This is a genomic window from Micromonospora aurantiaca ATCC 27029 (genome assembly GCF_000145235.1).
Taxonomy (GTDB): domain Bacteria; phylum Actinomycetota; class Actinomycetes; order Mycobacteriales; family Micromonosporaceae; genus Micromonospora; species Micromonospora aurantiaca.
In genome coordinates this window covers 374,188-393,854 of sequence record NC_014391.1, presented here as the reverse complement: position 1 = coordinate 393,854, position 19,667 = coordinate 374,188, and the positions used below count along the sequence as shown (strand labels likewise).

Sequence of the window (19,667 nt, the reverse complement as noted above, 5' to 3'; positions counted from 1 at the left end):
ACCTCCTCAGTCCCAGTCCAGGCCGCCGCGACGCCACACATAGGCGTACGCGACGAAGACCGCGACGATGAACAGGACCATCTCCACGAAGCCGAAGATCGGCAGGGCGTCGAAGGAGACCGCCCAGGGGTAGAGGAAGATGATCTCGATGTCGAAGACGATGAAGAGCATCGCCGTCAGGTAGAACTTGATCGGGAACCGGCCGCCGCCGACCGGCTGCGGGCTCGGCTCGATGCCACACTCGTACGCCTCGAGCTTGGCCTTGTTCAGACGCCGCGGGCCGGCGAGTCGGGCAGCGGCCACGGAGAACAGCGCGAACGCCGCAGCGAGGGCGAACAGCCCGATGATGGGTGCGTAAGGAGAGAGCGTCATCGTTGTCCCCTGCTCGTCCTTCCCTGACCTCGGTGGTTGGCCAAAATCACACTATTCACGTCCCTCACGACCTCGGTCGGCGGGGGTCGATCTCTGTCCGGCCCGTGGACGTTTCCGCCTCGGGCCGGTCGTCTTCTACACGGCCGGAGCCACCTTCGTCATCGCGTTGATGACCCGGTCCATCGCGTCCCCGCCGCGCGGGTCGGTCAGGTTGGCCAGCAGCTTGAGCACGAAACGCATGAGCATCGGATGCGGCATGCCGTGCTTGGTCGCCATCCGCATGATCTCGGGGCGCCCGATGAGCTTCACGAAGACGCCGCCGAGGCGGTAGTAGCCGCCGAAGCGGGCCTTCAGCTCCTGCGGGTACGCCATCAGCGCCCGCTCCCGTTCCGCGCCGGTCGGGCGGGCGAGCGCCTGCACCACGACCTCCGCGGCCATCTCGCCCGACTCCATCGCGTACGCGATGCCCTCGCCGTTGAACGGGTTGACCATGCCGCCGGAGTCACCGACGAGCAGCACGCCGCGGGTGTAGTGCGGCACGCGGTTGAAGCCCATCGGCAGCGCGGCGCCGAGGATCGGACCCTCCGCGTTGGACTCGTCGGTCATCCCCCAGTCCTCGGGGGTGTTCGCGAGCCAGTCGGTGAGCAGCTTGCGGTAGTTCGTCTTGCCGAACGCCGAGGAGGAGTTCAGCACGCCCAGGCCGACGTTCACCCGGCCGTCGCCGAGGCCGAAGATCCAGCCGTAGCCGGGCAGCAGCGCGTCGCTGCCCTTGGCCCGCAGCTCCAGCCAGGACTCCAGGTAGTCGTCGTCGTGCTTGGCGGGCGAGCGGTAGTAGCGGCGGACGGCCACGCCGATCGGGCGGTCCTCCCGCTTGGCGAGCCCGAGGGCGAGCGGGAAGCGGCCGGAGACGCCGTCGGCGGCGACCACGAGCGGCGCGTGGAACGTGGCGGGTTCCTTGTCCGGGCCGACCTCGGCCTGCACGCCGATCACCCGGTCGTCGGCGCCGAGCACCGGCCCGAGGACGTTGACGCTGGTCTGGAGCTTCGCCCCGGCGGCGACCGCACGCTGGGCGAGCAGGTCGTCGAAGTCGAGCCGGGTGCGCACCAGGCCGTAGTTGGGGAAGCTGGCCAGGTCGGGCCAGTCCAGTTCCAGGCGTATGCCGCCGCCGATCACCCGCAGGCCCTTGTTGTGCAGCCAGCCCGCCTCGGGCGAGGTGTCCACGCCCATCCGGATCAGCTGCCGTACGGCGCGGGGCGTGAGCCCGTCACCGCAGACCTTCTCCCGGGGAAACTCCGTCTTCTCCAGCAGCAGCACGCGTACGCCGTGCCGCGCCAGGTGGTACGCCGTGGCCGATCCTCCGGGACCGGCGCCCACGACGATGACGTCGGCGTCGTTCTCCACCGCGGTCATCCGCGCCTCCTCCCGCATGCTCGTGAAATGCTTCACAAGCCGATCCGGTTGGAGTCTATGACCGGCGTTACACCAGTACGCGCTGAGGGGGGCCTAACTTCGCGGAAACGCGCCGGTAAGAGCGTCGAGACCGGTCAGGGGCGCGCCTGCGCGGCCGGTCCGAGCCCGGCGTCGAGGCGGATGGCCTCGGGCAGGTGGTCGCGCAACGCGCCACCGGCGGCCCGGTCCAGCGCGGCCAGCACCTCGGCGACGACCTGCCGGACATCGGCGGGATCCGCGCCGGCCAGCTCGCGGAGCTGCGCGATCAGCTCGGCGGCGTCGTCGTCGGTGGCGGCCTGGTCTGATCCCGTCATGGGGGCGAGCCTACGGGACAAAGTAGACCAAAATCGGATATTCACGAAATGACCAGCGTTCGCTGGCCGGGCGGTCAGTTTCGGACTGCCCGGTGCAGCGCCACGACGCCGCCGGTCAGGTTGCGCCACGCCACCCGGCCCCAGCCGGCAGCGCCGATCCGCGCGGCCAGCGCCGCCTGGTCCGGCCAGGCCCGGATCGACTCCGCCAGGTAGACGTAGGCGTCCGGGTTGCTCGACACCGCACGGGCCACCGCCGGCAACGAACGCATCAGGTACGACAGGTAGACGGTGCGGAACGCCGGGTTCACCGGAGTGCTGAACTCGCAGACCACGAGCCGCCCGCCCGGTCGGGTCACCCGGGCCAGCTCGGCCAGCGCCGCGTCGGTGTCGTTGACGTTGCGCAGCGCGAAGGAGATGGTCACCGCGTCGAAGCTGGCGTCGGCGAACGGCAGCCGAAGCGCGTCCCCGGCCAGCAGCGGCACCGACGGACGGGTGCGCTTGCCGGCGTGCAGCATGCCCAGCGACAGGTCCGCACCCACCGCGTACGCCCCGGAGTGGGCCAGTTCCTCGGTCGACACACCGGTGCCGGCGCCCACGTCCAGCACCCGCTCGCCCGGCCGCAGCCCGAGCGCCGCCCGGGTGGCCCGCCGCCACGACCGGTCCTGGCCGAACGACAGGACGGTGTTCGTCAGGTCGTAGCGGGCCGCGACACCGTCGAACATCGCGGCGACCTCGTGCGGCTGCTTGTCCAGGCTGGCGCGCTGGCCCTGCGGGGTACGGCTCACCCCTCCACTCTGCCAGCCGCGTCGCCCCCGCCTCCCTCCGGGTACGCGACAGGGCGGGGTGGTCACCCACCCCGCCCTGGTCGCGTATCGGTTCCCCGGTCAGTCGCCGGTGCGCTCCTCGCCCGGAGCGACAAGGACCACCTTGCGGCGGCGGGACAGCATCATCAGCGCCGCGCCGGCCGCGAGCACGGCCGCGCCGACGCCGCCGATCAGGCCGACCTGCATACCGGTCACCGGCAGGCCACCGTCGCCGCTACCGCCACCCGCGCCACCACCGGCGGTCGGGGTCGGCACCGCCGTCGCGTCGCCGGTCGGCGTCGGCTGGGCGGTCGGCGTCGAGGTCGGCTGGGTGGTCGGCGTCGGGCTCGGGGTCGACTGCGGGCTCTGGTCGACGAAGACGTCGAACACCGCGCTGTTGTCACCGTCGTCGGTCTCGGCGAACGCGCGCCGCTGCGCCGAGCTGGCGACCCGCGGCTCCTCCTCGGGCGCACCGGAGGCGGCGTCCAGGCCCTCGGCCCAGAGGATGCCGGGCCGGAGCAGCTTCTCGGTCACGTCCGCGCCGACAGTCACCCGGACGTCGGCGGTGTAGTACTGGCCGGGCTTGAGCACCGCGCCCAGGTCCTCGCAGTACGCGTTGAGGAAACCACCCAGGTTCTGCTCGACGCAGCCGTCGGGCAGCTTCGCGAAGGTGACACCGGCCGGCAGCGCGATCCCGTACTTGATGCCGGTGGCGCGCTTGCTGCCGTCGTTGAACACGGCCCAGTCCAGCGGCGCGGTCCCGCCCGGCCGGACCGGGCGCAGGCCGGACTCGTCGGCGTCGTCGCCGTCCACGCGCACGTCGGCGTACACGTCCTGGACCCAGGTCGTGAGGTCGTAGCCCGGCTCGGTGACGGTGATGTCGTGGTCGATCGTGTCCAGCACTCCGGCGCCGTTCGCCGCGCTGATCGAGACCGTGAGCGTGCCGGCCGCGCCCTTGCCGCCGGTGGAGAACAGCGGGAGACCGAAGTCCTCAGTGGTGCCGGCGGGCAGGTCACCGAGCAGGCAGGAGAAGGTGGTGCCACGGATGTCGCAGCCGGCCGGGACCAGCACGCCGACCTTGGCGGTCTTGAGGCCCTTCGTCTCGACGGTGACCCGGACGTCCTTCGCGTCGACGGTCCCCAGGGTGTTGTTCACCTGGAACTTGAACGGCTTGGCCTTCGCCTCGCTGACGCCCTTGGCGAGCTGGTAGCTGAGCGGGATGAGCTGGAGGTCGGCCTTGTCGGCGGCCTGTGCCGGGCCGGCGGCGGCGCCGAGACCGGCGGTGGAGAGCAGGGCCACGACGCCGGCGCGGGCCAGCGTGGACCGGTAGCGGAAGGTCATTGTTCCCCCGGGGGTAGGGACACGTGATCACGTACCGAACGAACGGACGGTACCGGAGCGACGCCTCGTCACGCCACCGCGCAGCGGTGGGGATTCCCATCGATCCCGGCAGACAGCAGGGGCGGGATGGTCACCCATCCCGCCCCTGCCGCGGTGCGTTATGTGAACGGCCCTCATGGGCCGATGGAGGACGACGGTCCGACGGACGCCGCCAGCGTAATGGCGTCGTCGGCTCACCGGGCCGTGCTCACCCGGGTCGCCGCCGACCTGTTACCTGCCTGCTCGCGGCCCGGATCGGTGGTGTCGCGCGGGCAGGCTAGCCGCCGGTGATCACGCAGGTGAAGACCCCTGGCCGAAGCTTCACCGGAAACGGGCGGAGCTCCGGCCGCACGACGGACACCGACCGGCCGAACGGCGGAACGGCGGGACCGGGTCAGTTGACCTCGACCAGCGGCAGCGACTTCCCGGCACCGCCGCCGGGCAGGGCGATCGACGAGAAGTGCGAGACGACGCGGTCGTCGCTCGGGTCGTCGGCGGGCGTGTGGTGCACCGCGAGCCGGTTGTAGAGCGTGTCCCGCTGGGCCGGGATCCGGTCGGCCGACCGAATCATGCCGATCAGCTCGTGCAGGTTGGACCGGTGCCGGGCGCCGGCCGAGGAGATGACGTTCTCCTCCAGCATGATCGAGCCGAGGTCGTCCACGCCCATGTGCAACGCGAGCTGCCCGACGTCCTTGCCGGTGGTCAGCCAGGACGCCTGGAGGTGCGGCACCGTCTCGAAGAACAGGCGGGCCACCGCGACCAGGCGCAGATATTCCAGCGTGGTCGCCTGGGTGCGGCCCTTCAGGTGGTTGTTCTCCGGCTGGTACGTCCACGGGATGAAGGCCCGGAAACCACCGGTGCGGTCCTGCACGTCGCGGATCATCCGCAGGTGCTCGATGCGCTCGGCGTTCGTCTCGCCGGTGCCCATCATCATGGTGGCCGTCGACTCCAGGCCCTGCCGGTGCGCCAGCTCCATGACCTCCAGCCAGCGCGCGCCGGACTCCTTCAGCGGCGCGATCGCCTTACGCGGCCGGTCCGGCAGCATCTCGGCGCCGGCGCCGGCGATCGAGTCCAGGCCGGCGGTCTTGATCCGGGCGATGGCCTCGTCCAGGCTCACGCCGGAGACCTTTGCCATGTGCAGGATCTCGCTCGGGCCGATCGAGTGGATGGCGAGCTGCGGGTACGCCTTCTTGACCGAGGAGAACAGCTCCTCGTAGTACTCGACGCCGTAGTCCGGGTGGTGCCCGCCCTGGAGCATGACCTGGGTGGCGCCCAGCTCGACCGCCTCGCCGCAACGGCGCAGGATCTCCTCGGTCGGGTGGGTCCACCCCTCCTTGTGCTTGGGGGCCCGGTAGAACGCGCAGAACTTGCACGCCGTCACGCAGACGTTCGTGTAGTTGATGTTGCGGTCGATCAGGTACGTGACGATGTTGTCCGGGTAGCGGCGCCGCCGTACCGCGTCGGCCGCCTCGCCCAGCGCGTGGAAGGGCGCGTCGGTGTAGAGCAGCAGCGCCTCCTCGGGCGTGATCCGCCCGCCGTCCGCGCCGCGTTGCAGGATGTCGTCGATCTCCCGGTTCGCCGTCACATCCCCGAGCGTACGTCGCGGGCCCGACGGCGGGAAACGCCACTCCTCACCCGGTGACGAGAGACCCACCCGGTCAGGGCATGCCCGGACTGGCCACTGGCAGCCCGATCGCCTTGGCCGCCTCCAGCAGCCGCTTGTCGTACGTGACGAACGCGACGAACTCGGCCGCCGCCTGCCGGGCCAGGATCTCGGCGGTGGCGAGGTGAACGGCGTCCAGGCTGCGCAGCATCGGCTCCGGATACGCGCCCGCTGTCGCCCGGACCGTGGCGTCGATCTCGACCCGGTAGAGACGTCCCAGCACCGAGGGCACACCCACCAGCGCCTGTGGAGCGGCGCGACGCAACGCCCGTGGCACCTCCACCTCGGCCAGGGCCGACGACACCAAGGCGGTGCCGGCGCGCTCGTTCAGCCAGCCGAGCAGATCCGCCGTCTCCGCCTCCCGCCGCAGCATCTTGATGACCGCCGCCGAGTCGAGGTAGATCACCAGCGCTCCTCGTCGCGCGCCTCGACCAGCGCGGCCGCCGCGTCCACCGTGGGATCCCCGAGCACCGGCGGCATCGGGACCGGGCCGGTCGTGGTCGGGGCCGTGGCCCGGCCCTCGGCCACCAACCGGCCGAGAAGCGCGTCACCGGCCAGCACCGGGACGAGGCGGGCGATCGGCTCACCCCGATCGGTCACCTCGACCGTCTCACCGGCGCGCACCCGCGCCAGCACCCGGCTGGTGTGCTGATTCAGCTCCCGGACGGCGATCTGCTCCATGAGGCAAGTGTAGGACGTAACGTTCTACGCGTCACGGACGGCGGTCGACTCGAAACGCCACTGCGGGAAGCGGAGCGCTGGCGCCGCCCGCCTACGCTCTCGGCGTGTCAGTCGTGTCGCCGCCGCCCACCCCCGTACGCGTGGCCGGCGCCCGCTCCGCCCTCTGGTCCCTCACCATGACCGCCGTGCTCGTCGGCTTCGGCCTCGCCGTGATCGTGGTCAGCGCGGTGGTCGCCCACCTCACCGTGGGACTGCCGATCGCGGTGCCGATCTCCGTCGCCCTGGTCGGGTGCCTCGCCTTCGCGGTCGGCCTGCGCCTGCTGCACCGGGGCTGGTGGCTGACCCTCCTGTCGGTGCTGCCTGCGCTGTTCGTGCTGGTGGGCACCGTGCAGCTCGCCCCGGAGTCGGTGCTTCGGGAGCGTGGCGTCGCCCAGCAGGTGACCATCACCGACGTGCAGACCGTCGGCAAGCGGCACGAGTTCGTCCTCCAGGGCGGCACCGGCCGGCTCGACGAGCCGCTGGTCTACCGGGGCAGTTCCCCCGGCTACCGGGTCGGCCAGCGACTGACAGTGCTCGTCGACCCGCGGGGCGAGGTGGAGCTGGCCGACGCGCGGGACGTGGACCCGGCCGGTAAGCGGGGCATGCTCGTGCTCGGCGCGGCGGGATGGACCCTGCTCGCGCTGGTCGGCGGGTGGCGCGGGCACGTCAGCCGGGCCCGTGGCCGCGCCGCCACGGCACCGCCCGTGGTGTTCTGACCGGCGGCGCCGCTAGGCGTCGTAGTCGACAGTGAGTTCGTCGGTGACCGGGCTGGACTGGCAGGTCAGCACGTAACCGGCTGCCACCTCGTCGGGCTCCAGCGCGTAGTTGCGCGCCATCGTCACCTCACCGGACGTCACCTTGGCCCGGCAGGTCGAGCACACCCCGCCCTTGCAGGCGTACGGCAACTCGCCGCGCACCCGCAGGGCCGCGTCGAGCACCCGCTCGTCCCGGCCCATCGTGAAACTGGACGAGCGTCCGTCCAGCAGGATCGTCACCTCGGTGCCGGTCCCGGGCCGGTCGGTCTCGCGCCTCACCGGCTCCGGCGGGGCGTCGACGTGGAACAGCTCGGTGTGCACCGCCGCGTCCGGCACGCCGCGACCCGCGAGCACCGCCTTGGCGTCCACCACCATGCCGTACGGGCCGCAGAGGAACCACTCCTCGATCTCGTCACCGGGTACGACGGTGTCGAGCAGCCGGGTCAGCCGGTCGGCGTCGATCCGCCCGGACAGCAGCGCCGACTCGCCCATCTCCCGGGACAGCACGTGCACCAGGTGCAGCCGGGTCGGGTAGCGGTCCTTCAGGTCGGCCAGCTCCTCGGCGAACATCACCGAGTTCGCCGTGCGGTTGCCGTACACGAGCGTGAACGTGCTGCGCGGCTCGGTCGCCAGCGCGGTCGCGGCCAGCCCGAGGACCGGGGTGATGCCGGAACCGGCGACCACCGCGCCGTACCGGCGGGCCCGGTCCGGGGTGAACGCGGAGGTGAAGTGGCCCAGCGGCGGCAGCACCTCGACGGTGTCGCCGCCGCGCAGCGCGCCGCAGGCGTACGCGGAGAACGCCCCACCCGGAACCTCACGCACCCCGACCCGCAACCGGCCGTGCCGGGCCAGCTCGTCGGGGGTGGAGCAGATCGAGTACGACCGCCGCACCTCCTCGCCGTCGCCGTCGGCCGGGCGGCGGACGGTGAGGTGCTGCCCGGCGGAGAACGCGAAGGTCTCGCGCAGCTCCTCCGGTACCGCGAACGTGATCGACACCGAGTCGTCGGTGAGCCGGTCCACGGCGGCGACGGGCAGCGGATGGAAGACCGGCCGGCGGCGCACCGGCCGGGTGATGGTGACAGTCACAGCGCCTTCAGGTGGTCGAAGGGTTCGGAACAGGAGCGGCAGCGCCACAGCGCCTTGCACGCGGTGGAGCCGAAGCGGCTGATCTGGGTGGTCTCCGGCGACCCGCAGCGCGGACAGCGTACGGCGAGGGTCAGCGGCACCACCGTGTCGTCGCCGCGTGGCGCGGGCGGGGCGATGCCGGCGGCGGCGAGCTTGGCCCGGCCGGCCTCGGAGATCCAGTCGGTGCTCCACGCCGGGTGGTAGACGGTGCGGACCTCGGCGTCCGGATGCCCGGCGGCGGCCAGCGCCCGGCGGATGTCCTCCCGGATCACGTCCATGGCCGGGCAGCCGGTGTAGGTGGGGGTGATGGTGACGACGACCCGGCCGGTGTCCGGTTCCTCGTCGACAGCGCGCAGGATGCCCAGCTCGTCGATGGTGATGACGCGGATCTCCGGGTCCACCACCGCCGCCGCGGCCGCCCTGGCGTCGGTCACCAGCGCCACCCTCCGTTCGCGACTGCGGGGCTCCGCTCCGCTGCACTCCTCGCGCTCACCAGCTCGCTCCGGGGTGGGCGCGGTGCAGCACCTGCATCTCGGCGAGCAGGTAGGAGAGGTGCTCGGTGTGCAGGCCGTCCCGGCCGCCACCGGGCGCCCAGCCCGTCTCCGGCCGGATCAGCGTGGCCTCGTCCAGCACGGCGGACACGGTGGCGTCGAAGTCGGCCCGAAGGGTGGACGGGTCGACCGGCGCCGCCGGGTCCGGGGCGAACAGCTCGTGGACGTACGGCCACACCTGGTCGACCGCGTCCTGCATGCGCCGGTGCGACTCCTCGGTGCCGTCGCCGAGCCGCTTCACCCACAGCGAGGCGTGGTCCAGGTGGTACGCCGACTCCTTGCGCGCCTTCGCCCCGACCGCGGCCAGCCGCTCGTCAGCGCAGCCGGCCAGCGCCGTGTAGAGCGGCGACTGGTACGCGGCCAGGAAGAACAGCTTCGCCATGGTCACACCGAAGTCGCCGTTCGGCAGCTCGACCAGCAGGCAGTTGCGGAACTCGCGGTCGTCGCGCAGGTAGGCCAGGTCGTCCTCGTCGCGGCCCGCGCCCTCCAGCTCGCCCGCGTACGTGAGCAGCAGCCGCGCCGCGCCGAGCTGGTCCAGGGCGATGTTGGCGAGGGCGATGTCCTCCTCCATCTCGGGCGCGCGGGAGGTCCACTCACCGAGGCGCTGCGCGGCGATGAGCGCGTCGTCGCCGACGGCCAGCGTGAAGTCGAACAGGCTCATAGGTGCGCAGCCCCTTCGGGGACCTCGTAGAACGTCGGGTGGCGGTAGACCTTGTCGGCGGCCGGGTCGAAGAACGCGTCCTTCTCGTCCGGGCTGGACGCGGTGATCGCGCTCGCCGGCACCACCCAGATGGAGACGCCCTCCTGGCGGCGGGTGTAGAGATCCCGGGCGTTGCGCAGGGCCAGCTCGGCGTCGGGGGCGTGCAGGCTGCCGACGTGGGTGTGCGACAGGCCACGGCGGGCCCGCACGAAGACCTCCCACAGGGGAGAGGACGCGCTGTTCATGCCGCTACCGCCTTTCGTTCCGCCCGCTTCGCGGCGTACGCCGCGGCGGCCTCCCGTACCCACGCGCCGTCGGCGTGCGCCTTGCGCCGGTGCGCCATGCGCTCCCGGTTGCACGGCCCGTTGCCCTTGATCACCCGCATCAGCTCGTCGTAGTCGGGCTGGGTGTAGTCGTACGCCTGCCGCTCGTCGTTCCAGCGCAGGTCCGGGTCGGGGAGGGTGAGGCCGAGCACCTCCGCCTGGCCGACGCACATGTCGACGAAGCGCTGGCGCAGCTCGTCGTTGGAGAAACGCTTGATCTTCCAGGCCATGGACTGGGCGCTGTGCGTCGAGTCGCCGTCCGGCGGGCCGAACATGGCCAGTGACGGGTACCACCAGCGGTCCACCGCGTCCTGGGCCATCGCCTTCTGCGCCGGGGTGCCGTGCGCCAGCGTGTGCAGGATCTCGTAGCCCTGCCGCTGGTGGAACGACTCCTCCTTGCAGACCCGGATCATCGCCCGGGCGTACGGGCCGTAGGAGCAGCGGCACAGCGGCACCTGGTTGACGATCGCCGCGCCGTCCACGAGCCAGCCGATCGCACCCACGTCGGCCCAGGTCAGGGTCGGGTAGTTGAAGATCGAGCTGTACTTCTGCCGGCCGTCGAGCAGCAGATCCACCAGCTCGTCGCGGCTGATCCCGAGCGTCTCGGCGGCCGCGTAGAGGTAGAGGCCGTGACCGGCCTCGTCCTGCACCTTGGCCAGCAGGATCGCCTTGCGCTTGAGCGAGGGCGCCCGGCTGATCCAGTTGCCCTCCGGCTGCATACCGATGATCTCGGAGTGGGCGTGCTGGGCGATCTGCCGGATCAGCGTCCTGCGGTACGCCTCGGGCATCCAGTCGCGGGGTTCGATCTTCTGGTCCGCGTTGATGACGTCGGCGAAGTACGCCTCGACGTCCTCGTCCGGGGCCGGGCCACCGCGCCGGGCGCGCGCCGCCGCCTCGCGCAGCGCCGCCTCCGCCGCCTCCACCTCGCCGAGCAGGCCGCCGCCCGGAGCGTCCTCCGGCGGGGCGAAGTCGTTGCCATACATGCAGCCAGTGTTACAGCTCGCCACGAATGACACCAGAGGGTGTAACAGGTTTCGAGGGCCACCTCGCGTCACCGGACGTGCGCACGCCGCCATCGGCCCTGGTGGCTGTGATGTCGATCACTGCGAATCGCAGAAATCCCCCAAGAGCGGCAAAGCAGCTCAATATCCCGCCCACCCGGCAAAGTCACGGGTGTCGAGACCTGGCATCCGCGCTGTCCGGAAGTAGACTTCCGACCGGCAAACCGTTCGGCTTCATGATCGTCACCGTTCAGGCCACCGTCCCCCGGCCTAGTGGCGACCGGGCCGAACCCATGCGGAAGCGCCGGTCCCCCCGGCCAGACATCTGGAGCTCACCACTCATGCGACCTCGCGTGACCTTGGTGCTCGCCATCGTGGCGGTCCTCATCGGCGGCGTCATGCTGGTGCCGGCCGCGTACGCGAAGCTCTCCGGCGGAGACGGCGCGGGCGGCCTCGGCGGCGGCGAGCAGGTCCCGGCGCCGGCACCGACCGCGCCGGCGCCCCCGACGCTCGCCGACGCCCCGGTGTCGGTGAACTTCAAGGGTGAGTTCTTCTCCTGGGCCCTGATGGACCGCGAGACCGGCACTGTCACCGGCGCGAAGAACATGAACCAGACCAGCTCCACCGAGTCGATGCTCAAGGCCTGGATCATCGCGGACTACCTTCGCCAGCTCGGCGACAAGCAGCCGAGCGCCGGGCTCAAGAAGGCGGCGATCCTGGCGATCCGGGACAGCGACGACGACGGCGCGAACGCGGTGTACCGGGCGGCGGGCGGTTCCTACAAGCCCCAGCCGGGCGGCCGGCCCGACCCGGTCATCGCGCGGGCGATCCAGATCTGCGGCCTGACCGACACCAGGCCCGGCAGCGTGCCCGACTACAAGGGCTGGTGGAGCTTCACCGAGATGTCCCCCCGGGACGCGGCCCGCCTCGGCGACTGCATCGCCGACGGCCGCGCCGCCGGCCCCAAGTGGACGAAGTGGCTGCTCAGCGAGATGACCAAGGTGGCCGGCAGCGTCAGCAAGCAGGCCGCGCGGTCCGGCGGCGGCCGGTGGGGCATCATCGACGGCCTGCCGGCGACGATCAAGTCGCAGGGCCCGGTGCACATGAAGAACGGCTGGACGCAGCTCGCCTACGACGGCAACTGGCACGTCAGCTGCCTGGCGTTCACCGACAAGTGGAGTCTCTCCGTGATGATGCGGTACCCGGGCAGCTCCGGTCTGCCGTACGGTGCGAAGATGTGCGCCGCCGTCGCCACCCAGCTCGTGGCGCCGCAGCCCGGCGCCGCGCTCAAGGTGCCGCAACAGCCGGTCGGGAAGCTCTGATGGCCGGTGCCCGGCGTCGGCCCGGCAGCTACCGGCGCCCGCTCGCGTTCAGCGCCCTGGCTGCGGCCCTCGTCGGCCTGCTCGGCCTCTCCCTGCGTGTGATCCCCGGCTCCCCGCTGGAGGCCACCGCGAACTCGCATCCCGAGCCGACGAGCGAACGGTCCACGCAGCAGTCCGTCGACCGCAACGCGCCGCGTGTCGCCCCCTCACCGTCGATCGCCCCGCTGCCGTTCCAGGCGAAGAACCTGGACAGCCTCAAGATCAAGGGCTGGTACGCCTGGTCCGTGCTGGACAAGCGCACCGGGAAGATCATCGGCTCGGCGAACATGGGCGAGACGAGCACCACCGCGTCCCTGATCAAGTCCTGGGTGGTGGCCGACTACCTGCGCCTGAGCGCCGCGGAAGGCCGGACGCCGAGCGACGCGAAGCTGGCCGACGCCACGAAGATCATCCGGGACAGCGACAACACCCGGGCGCAGGAGTTCTACGAGAACGTCGGCGGCTCGGACTCGATCGAGCGGCTGATCTCGATCTGCAGGCTGACCGACAGCGAGGTCGCCTCCGACGGCGGCTGGAGCCGCACCGAGCTGTCCCCTCGGGACACCGCGCGCCTCGGTCTCTGCATCGACGACGGCCGGGCGGCCGGGCCGAAGTGGACCAAGTGGCTGCTCAACGAGATGCGCCAGGTACGCGCTCCCGGCGACTTCGGCATCCGCAAGGCGTTCCCGGCGGCCCAGCAGAAGAAGATCGCCATCAAGAACGGGTGGATCGACCGGGACAAGGAAGAGGAGTACCACGTCAACTGCCTGGCCATCGGCGACACCTGGACGATGGGCGTGATGCTGCGCACCCCGTTCGGCGTCGAAGGCGGCTGGGAGTACGGCATGGACGCCTGCGAACGGATCACCAAGGCGCTGCTGCGCCCCGCGACCTGACCCAGGCACGCCCGGCCTGACTCCGCGCGGCCAGCCCTCGCGCGGCCCGCGCGGCCAGCCCTCGCGGTCAGCCCTGGAAGAACTCCGGGCCGCCGGCCGGCAGCGCCGGCACCTCCCCGTGCGCGGCCGCCCGGCGGGCGAACTCGCGCAGCCCGGCCACCTGCCGCTCGCCCAGCGAGAAGTCGAGCGCCCGGAAGTACGTGGCGAGCGTGGCCGCGTCGAACGTCTCCCAGCGGGCCGCCGCCTCCGCCACCTGGTCCAGCTCGGCCAGGCACAGGTCGCGCGAGCGCAGGAACGCCTCGTGCACCTCCTTGACCAGGCCCGGGTGGGCGGCGGCGAACTCGCGGCGTACCGCCCAGACGGCGAACACCATCGGCAGGCCGGTCCAGTCGTGCCACGCCTGCCCCAGGTCGGTCACCTCGAGGCCCTTGGCCGGCGCCTCGTAGAGCGCGCGCAGCGCCACGTCGCCGATGAGCACTCCGGCGTCGGCCTCCAGCAGCATCTGGGTCAGGTCCGGCGGGCAGCGGAAGTACTCCGGGCGCACGCCGTGCCGCTCGGCGAGCAGCAGCTGGGCCAGCAGCACCCCGGTACGCGAGGTGGAGCCGAGCGCCACCCGGGCGCCGTCCAGCTCGCCCAGCGGGCGGGTGGACACCACGTTCACCGAGAGCACCGGCCCGTCGCTGCCGACCGCCAGGTCGGGCAGGAGCAGCAGGTCGTCGGCGTGCTTGAGGAACTCCACCAGCGTGATCGGGCCGATGTCCAGGTCACCGGCGACCAGGTCGGCGCTCAGCCGGTCCGGCGAGTCCTTGTGCAGGTCGACGTCGATCAGCGCGCCGGACCGCATCAGCCCCCAGTAGATGGGCAGGCAGTTGAGGAACTGGATGTGCCCCACCCGGGGGCGGGCGATGCGGTCGGCCATGACCCGACCGTATCGCCGTGGCTTCCGCCGCGCCGCCGGGGGATCCGATCGAGTGGTGAACTCCGCACCCGGCGGGAAGGAAGGGCCCCTTGTTAACGCCTCCGGTAGAGGAAGGGCCCCTTCTTAACACCAGCGGTCAGACGGACTTCGCCGCTACGGAGACGGCGGCAGGCGTGGCCGAACGGGCGGCGGCGCGCTCGGCGCGTACCGCGCGGCGGACCGGCCCGAGCAGCGCCACCACGACCAGCAGGCCGGCCACGCCGCAGCCGGCGATCAGGACGCGCGGGCCGGCCACCTCCAGCAGCAGGCCCCCGACCAGGTAGCCGCCCATCGCCGCGCCCTGCGCCGCCGCTCCGAAGACCGCGAACGCCCGGCCCCGGGACGCCTCGGGCACCCGCCGGGCCAGCAGCAACTGGTCGAAGACGTTGTTGCCGCCGTTTGCCACGCCGCCCGCCAGCCAGATGGGCACGAGCAGCCAGGCCGAGGGCACCGCGGCCGAGACGAGCACCGCCAGGCAGCAGCCGCCGAGCAGCACCAGCCCGGCCCCGAGCAGCGCGCCGTCGTCGGCGAGCCGGCGGGCGACCCGGGCGAACAGCCACGCGCCGAGCACGATGCCGAGCGTCCAGGAGCCGGTGACCAGGCCGTACACGGTGGTGCTGCTGCCGAGCGTCTCCCGGATGAAGAAGACCTCGATCACGTTCACCGCGCCGACCGCGCCGATCACCGCGGCCACGCTGCCGACCATCACCGTCAGCAGCGGGTCGCGGCGCAGCCGCCACGCGGGCGCGACCGCCGCGGCGACCGCGTCCGGCGTCCGGCGCCCTCCCCTGCGGGTACGGATGAGCAGCCCGGCCGCCACCAGCGCGAGGTAGCTGAACGCGTCGACGAGCAGCGGCACCCGGGTGCCGAACTGCCCGACGAGCAGCCCGGCCAGCGCCGGACCGGCGAGCGCGCCGAGCGTCCCGGCGGTCTGGTTGAGCGCGCCCGCCCGGGGCAGGTCCTCGGGCCGGACCATCACCGGCACCAGCGCGGCGATCGCCGGCTGGGTGACCGCGAGCCCAGTCGCGAGCAGCGCCACGAGTGCGATCACCAGCACCGGATCCCGCGCGTACGCGAGGGCCAGGCAGACCGCGGCCTGCGCGAGACCGGCGGCGACGAGCAGCACCCGGCTGTCCACCCGGTCGGCGAGCCGGCCGGTCAGCGGCGCGAGCACCACGAGCGGCAACGTCGCGGCGAGCAGCAGCCCGGAGACGGCGAGCCCGCCGGCGCCGGCGGACTGGAGGGCGAGCGTGAGCGTGGCGGCGGCGAGGAAGTCCCCGCAACTGGAGATGCCGCGCGCGGTGGCCGCGAGCCAGACGTCCGGCCAGCGCGACTCGTCAGTTGTGAAGGACATACTTCGAAAGTAATCCTTCACAACTGACGCGCGCAACCCCCTCAGTCGACGGGCATCGCCCGGTACTGCGTCGCCACCGGCCGGGCCCCGGCCGGCGGATCGGTCCGGGTCCGCCGCCGGTACGGCTCCATCAGCGCCTGGATCGCCTGGTTCAGCTCGGTCAGCTCCTCGGCGGTCATGAGCAGCATGCTGTCGCTGAACCAGGTCGCCGCGTACCACTCCGGCGACTCGTCCGGCGCGCGGCGCAACCAGTCCCGGACCCGCTGGGCGTCGCGGACCATGTGCGCCTCGACCAGGGCCGCCTCGGCGGCACGCGCCTCCGGGTCGGCGTCCGGCCCCACCTCGACGTGGTACGACGGATTCACCGCCTGCCAGAGCCGCTCCCGGGCGTCACCCCGCCCGGGCGCCTGCTGGACCAGCCCGAACTTCGCCAGCTCGCGCAGGTGATAGCTGGTGGCGCTCGGCGAGAGGCCGGCGATCTCGGCGCACTCGGTGGCCGTCGCACCGCCCTCCAGCGTGCCGAGATGTTCCATGATCGCCATGCGGGCCGGGTGAGCGAGTGCCCGCATCACCTGCGGATCACTGATCGTCACCCGGCTCCGGCCGGGAAGCGCCTCGGTCATGCCTCAATGATTGCCGCCACGCCGGACCGGCCGACACACACCCCGCGGTCGACACCCGAAAATCGTTGGCGCGACCTGTCGGTGCTCCCGTAGCGTGGAGGACCGCCCGACGGCCGCGGTGAGCATGCACCGCAGCGGACGTCCCCGCGCCGGGAGCAGGCCAACCGCCCCGGACACGCGAGCGAGCCTCAGTTGAGCCATCGGAGTTCATCGTGCCCGCAACCGACCTTGACGCCACACCGAGCCTCGACGCCGAACTGGCCGCCGAGCGTGCCCACCTCGACGCCTCCCGCGCCGCGCTGACCCGGATGCGGGAACGCGCCGAGGCGCTCTTCTCCACCGGCGACAAGGTGGCCGGAGACTCGTACACAGCCGAGCAGCTCGGCCGGCACATGGCCCGGCGGGTCAAGGAGCTGGCCGACGACCCGACCACCCCGCTGTTCTTCGGCCGCCTGGACTTCGGCGGCGACGACCCGGACCACGCCGGGCGGGAGTACCACGTCGGGCGGCGGCACGTCACCGACGAGCTGGGCGAACCGCTGGTGCTGGACTGGCGGGCCCCGGTCTCCCGGTCCTTCTACCGGGCGAGCGCGCGCGACCCGCAGGGTGTCGCCGTACGCCGCCGGTTCGGGTTCAGCGCCGGGACGCTGACCAGCTTCGAGGACGAGCACCTGGACCGGGGCGAGGAACTCGGCACCGCCAGCCGCATCCTCACCGCCGAGATCGAGCGCCCCCGCGTCGGCCCGATGCGCGACATCGTCGCCACCATCCAGCCGGAGCAGGACGAGCTGGTCCGGGCCGATCTGACCGACTCGATCTGCGTGCAGGGCGCGCCCGGCACCGGGAAGACGGCGGTCGGGCTGCACCGCGCCGCGTACCTGCTCTATCTGCACCGGGAACGGCTGCGCCGCTCGGGCGTGCTGATCGTCGGGCCGAACCGGGCGTTCCTGTCGTACATCGCGGCGGTGCTGCCCGCGCTCGGTGAGGTCGAGGTCGAGCAGGCCACAGTGGAGGACCTGGTCGCGCGGGTGCCGGTCCGCGCGGTCGACGACCCGGCCGCCGCCGCGCTCAAGCACGACGTCCGGATGGCCGAGGTGCTGCGCCGGGCCGTCGAGGCCCACATCGGTACGCCGACCGAGCCGATCATGGTGTCGGACGGCTCGTACCGGTGGCGGATCGGGCTGGACCCGCTGCACCGGCTGGTCACCGAGACCCGCGGGGAAGGGCTGCCCTACGCCACCGGCCGGGAGCGGGTCCGGGCGCGGGTGGTGGGGCTGCTGCAACGCCAGGCGGAGGCGCGCCGGGCGGAGTCACCGAGCGACGCCTGGCTGCGCCGGATGAGCCGGATCAAGCCGGTCACCGACCTGCTCGACGCGGTCTGGCCGGCGCTCACCCCGGACGGGCTGGTGCACCGGCTGCGTACCGACGCCGACGCGCTCGCCGCCGCCGCGGACGGCCTGCTCACGCCCGAGGAGCAGGAGCTGTTCCGCTCCGGCAAGATCAGCCGCACCGCGAAGGCGACCCGGTGGACCGCCGCCGACGCGGTACTCATCGACGAGGTGGCCGGGCTGCTGGAACGGCCCGCCGGCTTCGGGCACGTGGTGGTCGACGAGGCGCAGGACCTCTCCCCGATGCAGTGCCGGGCCATCGCCCGGCGCAGCGAGCACGGCTCGATCACGCTGCTCGGCGACCTGGCCCAGGGCACCGCGCCGTGGGCGGCCACCGACTGGCGGGACTCCCTGGCCCACCTGGGCAAGCCGGACGCGGCAGTGGTGCCGCTGAGCGTGGGCTTCCGGGTACCCGCCGCCGTGGTGGCGTTCGCGAACCGGCTGCTGCCGGCGCTCGCCGTCGACGTACCCCCGGCCCGGTCGCTGCGCAACGACGGCGCGCTCGATGTGCGTACCGCCGAGGACCTGACGGCCGCGACGGTGGCCGAGGTGCGGGCGGCGCTCGCGCACGACGGCTCGGTCGGTGTGATCGCGGCGGACGACGCGGTCGACCGGCTCCGCGCGGCGCTCGCCGACGCGGGCGTCGAGACCGCTACGGCCGACGACGTCGAGGCCGCGGCGCGCGTCACTGTGGTCCCGGCGACGCTGGTGAAGGGCCTGGAGTACGACCACGTGGTGGTCGTCGAGCCGGCTGCGATCGTGGCCGCCGAGCCGCGTGGGCTGCACCGCCTCTACGTGGTGCTGACCCGGGCGGTCTCCCGCCTGGCCGTGCTGCACCGCGAGCCGCTGCCCGCGCCGCTGACCGCCTGACGAGGAGGCCCGGCCGCGCGGACGTGGACGGCCGACCGCGCGGACGTGGACGGCCGACCGCGGTCCTCGACGGCCCGCCGCGGGCCCGGCGGGGCGGGTCCGGTCAGGCGGACAGCGCGGCGGCGACCTCGCGCAGCGGACGGCCGGACTCGGCGATCGGCACGGTGAACGACAACCAGGAGCCGTCGGTGAAGTCGATCCGCAGCCGCTTCGGATTGAGCCGGTGCCAGCCCACCCGTGCGGAGGCGATCTCGCCGCGCGCGGCCGACCACGCCACGGCGGTCTCGGCCAGCGCGCGTTCCTCGGCCTCGCGCCCGGCGAGCAGTTTGACCCCGCCGGTGCGGCAGACCAGCAACCGCCGCTCGGTGACCGCGAGCAGCGTCTCCCGGACCTGGAGGTCGGGCCGGGGCGGGCGGAGCGCGCGATGTAGGCGGGAGGCGGCGGTGCCGGGGGCGCCGCGTCCGGCGATCCCCCAGCCGATCGCGTCGACCAGGCGGTCGCCGCGGTCCCAGGTGGCCAGTGGCAGCAGCACGTTGAGCAGCACCGAGCCGATCGTCCGCCGGCTCGGCTCGGCAGTGGACTCCGGCTCGGGCGGCGGCGCCGGAGCGAGCCCCTGGCCGACGTCGGCCTTGGCGTGGGCCAGGACACGCTCGCCCGGCTCGACGAGCAGGCCGATCCGGTCGCGGTATCTGGTCTCGTCCATCGGCTCAGTATCGGTCGTGGCCGTAGCCGTCGTCGGCGGGGCGCTCCGCACCCGGCGCGTTGCCCATCACCTCGCCGACGATCTCGCGTACGCGGGCGGCGGCGGCCTCCTGCGCCCGGTTCGCCGCCGAGGTGATCTCCTCGGCGAGCGTGTACGAGTCGAAGCGCATGGCCCGCGCGTTGATGTCGGTGGAGAGGATCTTGCCGTCGGCCGCGGCCACGACAGTGACCAGGCCGGAGTCGCTCACCCCCTCGGCGCTGCTCTGCTCCAGCTCGGCCATCCGCGCGCCGAGTTCGCGCTGCCACCCGTCCAGGTTGCGGGCCAGCGCCTCGATCCGGTCCAGGGCCGGGAACGTCAT

The 19,667-nt window shown here is 72.6% G+C and carries 22 protein-coding genes; 4 read left to right on the top strand and 18 right to left on the bottom strand.

The features are described 5' to 3' along the window. Positions 1-6: 6 nt before the first annotated feature. The 8 genes from MICAU_RS01985 to MICAU_RS01950 all read right to left on the bottom strand — a co-directional run bounded on the left by MICAU_RS01985 (position 7) and on the right by MICAU_RS01950 (position 6,662). Positions 7-372 (bottom strand): NADH-quinone oxidoreductase subunit A, encoded by a 366-nt coding sequence (locus MICAU_RS01985; protein ID WP_013283601.1) that lies wholly within the window; start codon positions 370-372, stop codon positions 7-9. A 135-nt stretch (positions 373-507) separates the two neighbouring features. Continuing rightward, positions 508-1,782, bottom strand: a complete 1,275-nt coding sequence (locus tag MICAU_RS01980) for a geranylgeranyl reductase family protein (protein WP_013283600.1) — start codon at positions 1,780-1,782, stop codon at positions 508-510. 134 nt (positions 1,783-1,916) lie between these two features. Beyond that, positions 1,917-2,135, bottom strand: a complete 219-nt coding sequence (locus MICAU_RS01975; protein ID WP_013283599.1) for a hypothetical protein — start codon at positions 2,133-2,135, stop codon at positions 1,917-1,919. 74 nt (positions 2,136-2,209) lie between these two features. Then, positions 2,210-2,920 carry a demethylmenaquinone methyltransferase gene (locus tag MICAU_RS01970; protein WP_013283598.1) on the bottom strand — a complete coding sequence of 237 codons (711 nt, stop codon included), beginning with the start codon at positions 2,918-2,920 and terminating at the stop codon, positions 2,210-2,212. A 99-nt stretch (positions 2,921-3,019) separates the two neighbouring features. Continuing rightward, entirely contained in the window at positions 3,020-4,279 is a 1,260-nt protein-coding gene (locus MICAU_RS01965) for a COG1361 family protein (protein WP_013283597.1), read from the bottom strand. Between the two features lie 433 nt (positions 4,280-4,712). Continuing rightward, complete coding sequence (gene mqnC, locus MICAU_RS01960; protein WP_013283595.1) at positions 4,713-5,903, bottom strand: cyclic dehypoxanthinyl futalosine synthase; 1,191 nt, start codon at positions 5,901-5,903, stop codon at positions 4,713-4,715. A 73-nt stretch (positions 5,904-5,976) separates the two neighbouring features. Next, positions 5,977-6,387: a type II toxin-antitoxin system VapC family toxin gene (locus MICAU_RS01955; RefSeq protein ID WP_013283594.1), complete on the bottom strand. Its 411-nt coding sequence runs from the start codon at positions 6,385-6,387 to the stop codon at positions 5,977-5,979. Next, complete coding sequence (locus tag MICAU_RS01950; RefSeq protein ID WP_013283593.1) at positions 6,384-6,662, bottom strand: type II toxin-antitoxin system Phd/YefM family antitoxin; 279 nt, start codon at positions 6,660-6,662, stop codon at positions 6,384-6,386. The genes MICAU_RS01955 and MICAU_RS01950 overlap by 4 nt, the downstream gene beginning before the upstream one ends. A gap of 104 nt (positions 6,663-6,766) precedes the next feature. On the opposite strand from MICAU_RS01950, the gene MICAU_RS01945 reads away from it, so the two are divergent. Continuing rightward, a complete protein-coding gene (locus tag MICAU_RS01945) occupies positions 6,767-7,417 on the top strand; it encodes a DUF3592 domain-containing protein (RefSeq protein WP_244879712.1) in 651 nt (216 codons plus the stop codon). 12 nt (positions 7,418-7,429) lie between these two features. Here the strand turns inward: MICAU_RS01945 and paaE are convergent, their stop codons facing one another. The 5 genes from paaE to paaA are packed head-to-tail and all read right to left on the bottom strand — an operon-like array spanning position 7,430 to position 11,138. Continuing rightward, the gene (gene paaE / locus MICAU_RS01940; protein WP_013283591.1) at positions 7,430-8,542 is read right to left on the bottom strand and encodes a 1,2-phenylacetyl-CoA epoxidase subunit PaaE; all 1,113 of its coding nucleotides are present in this window, start codon (positions 8,540-8,542) and stop codon (positions 7,430-7,432) included. Next, positions 8,539-9,015: a 1,2-phenylacetyl-CoA epoxidase subunit PaaD gene (gene paaD / locus MICAU_RS01935; RefSeq protein WP_013283590.1), complete on the bottom strand. Its 477-nt coding sequence runs from the start codon at positions 9,013-9,015 to the stop codon at positions 8,539-8,541. The genes paaE and paaD overlap by 4 nt, the downstream gene beginning before the upstream one ends. A gap of 55 nt (positions 9,016-9,070) precedes the next feature. Next, positions 9,071-9,793, bottom strand: a complete 723-nt coding sequence (gene paaC / locus MICAU_RS01930; protein ID WP_013283589.1) for a 1,2-phenylacetyl-CoA epoxidase subunit PaaC — start codon at positions 9,791-9,793, stop codon at positions 9,071-9,073. Further along, positions 9,790-10,077 (bottom strand): 1,2-phenylacetyl-CoA epoxidase subunit PaaB, encoded by a 288-nt coding sequence (paaB, locus tag MICAU_RS01925; RefSeq protein ID WP_013283588.1) that lies wholly within the window; start codon positions 10,075-10,077, stop codon positions 9,790-9,792. The genes paaC and paaB overlap by 4 nt, the downstream gene beginning before the upstream one ends. Continuing rightward, positions 10,074-11,138 (bottom strand): 1,2-phenylacetyl-CoA epoxidase subunit PaaA, encoded by a 1,065-nt coding sequence (gene paaA / locus MICAU_RS01920; protein WP_013283587.1) that lies wholly within the window; start codon positions 11,136-11,138, stop codon positions 10,074-10,076. Before paaA ends, paaB begins: the two co-directional genes overlap by 4 nt. Before the next feature lie 359 nt (positions 11,139-11,497). Here paaA and MICAU_RS01915 point away from each other — a divergent pair, with 359 nt between their 5' ends. Further along, positions 11,498-12,478, top strand: a complete 981-nt coding sequence (locus MICAU_RS01915; RefSeq protein ID WP_013283586.1) for a serine hydrolase — start codon at positions 11,498-11,500, stop codon at positions 12,476-12,478. Next, positions 12,478-13,413, top strand: a complete 936-nt coding sequence (locus tag MICAU_RS01910) for a serine hydrolase (protein ID WP_013283585.1) — start codon at positions 12,478-12,480, stop codon at positions 13,411-13,413. Before MICAU_RS01915 ends, MICAU_RS01910 begins: the two co-directional genes overlap by 1 nt. Positions 13,414-13,480: 67 nt before the next feature. Here MICAU_RS01910 and MICAU_RS01905 read toward each other — a convergent pair whose 3' ends face one another. The 3 genes from MICAU_RS01905 to MICAU_RS01895 form a co-directional block, all read right to left on the bottom strand. After that, positions 13,481-14,332, bottom strand: coding sequence for a menaquinone biosynthetic enzyme MqnA/MqnD family protein (locus tag MICAU_RS01905; protein ID WP_013283584.1), 852 nt, complete (start codon positions 14,330-14,332; stop codon positions 13,481-13,483). 136 nt (positions 14,333-14,468) lie between these two features. After that, on the bottom strand, positions 14,469-15,725 hold the full coding sequence (locus MICAU_RS01900; protein WP_013283583.1) for an MFS transporter: 1,257 nt from the start codon (positions 15,723-15,725) through the stop codon (positions 14,469-14,471). A 41-nt stretch (positions 15,726-15,766) separates the two neighbouring features. Beyond that, the gene (locus MICAU_RS01895) at positions 15,767-16,348 is read right to left on the bottom strand and encodes an ArsR/SmtB family transcription factor (RefSeq protein WP_013283582.1); all 582 of its coding nucleotides are present in this window, start codon (positions 16,346-16,348) and stop codon (positions 15,767-15,769) included. Between the two features lie 212 nt (positions 16,349-16,560). Between MICAU_RS01895 and MICAU_RS01890 the strand changes: the two genes are divergently transcribed. Beyond that, positions 16,561-18,606 carry a HelD family protein gene (locus MICAU_RS01890; protein ID WP_013283581.1) on the top strand — a complete coding sequence of 682 codons (2,046 nt, stop codon included), beginning with the start codon at positions 16,561-16,563 and terminating at the stop codon, positions 18,604-18,606. 103 nt (positions 18,607-18,709) lie between these two features. Here the strand turns inward: MICAU_RS01890 and MICAU_RS01885 are convergent, their stop codons facing one another. Both MICAU_RS01885 and MICAU_RS01880 read right to left on the bottom strand, forming a co-directional pair. Continuing rightward, positions 18,710-19,309: a hypothetical protein gene (locus MICAU_RS01885; protein ID WP_013283580.1), complete on the bottom strand. Its 600-nt coding sequence runs from the start codon at positions 19,307-19,309 to the stop codon at positions 18,710-18,712. 4 nt (positions 19,310-19,313) lie between these two features. Beyond that, the gene (locus MICAU_RS01880) at positions 19,314-19,667 is read right to left on the bottom strand and encodes a YbaB/EbfC family nucleoid-associated protein (RefSeq protein WP_013283579.1); all 354 of its coding nucleotides are present in this window, start codon (positions 19,665-19,667) and stop codon (positions 19,314-19,316) included.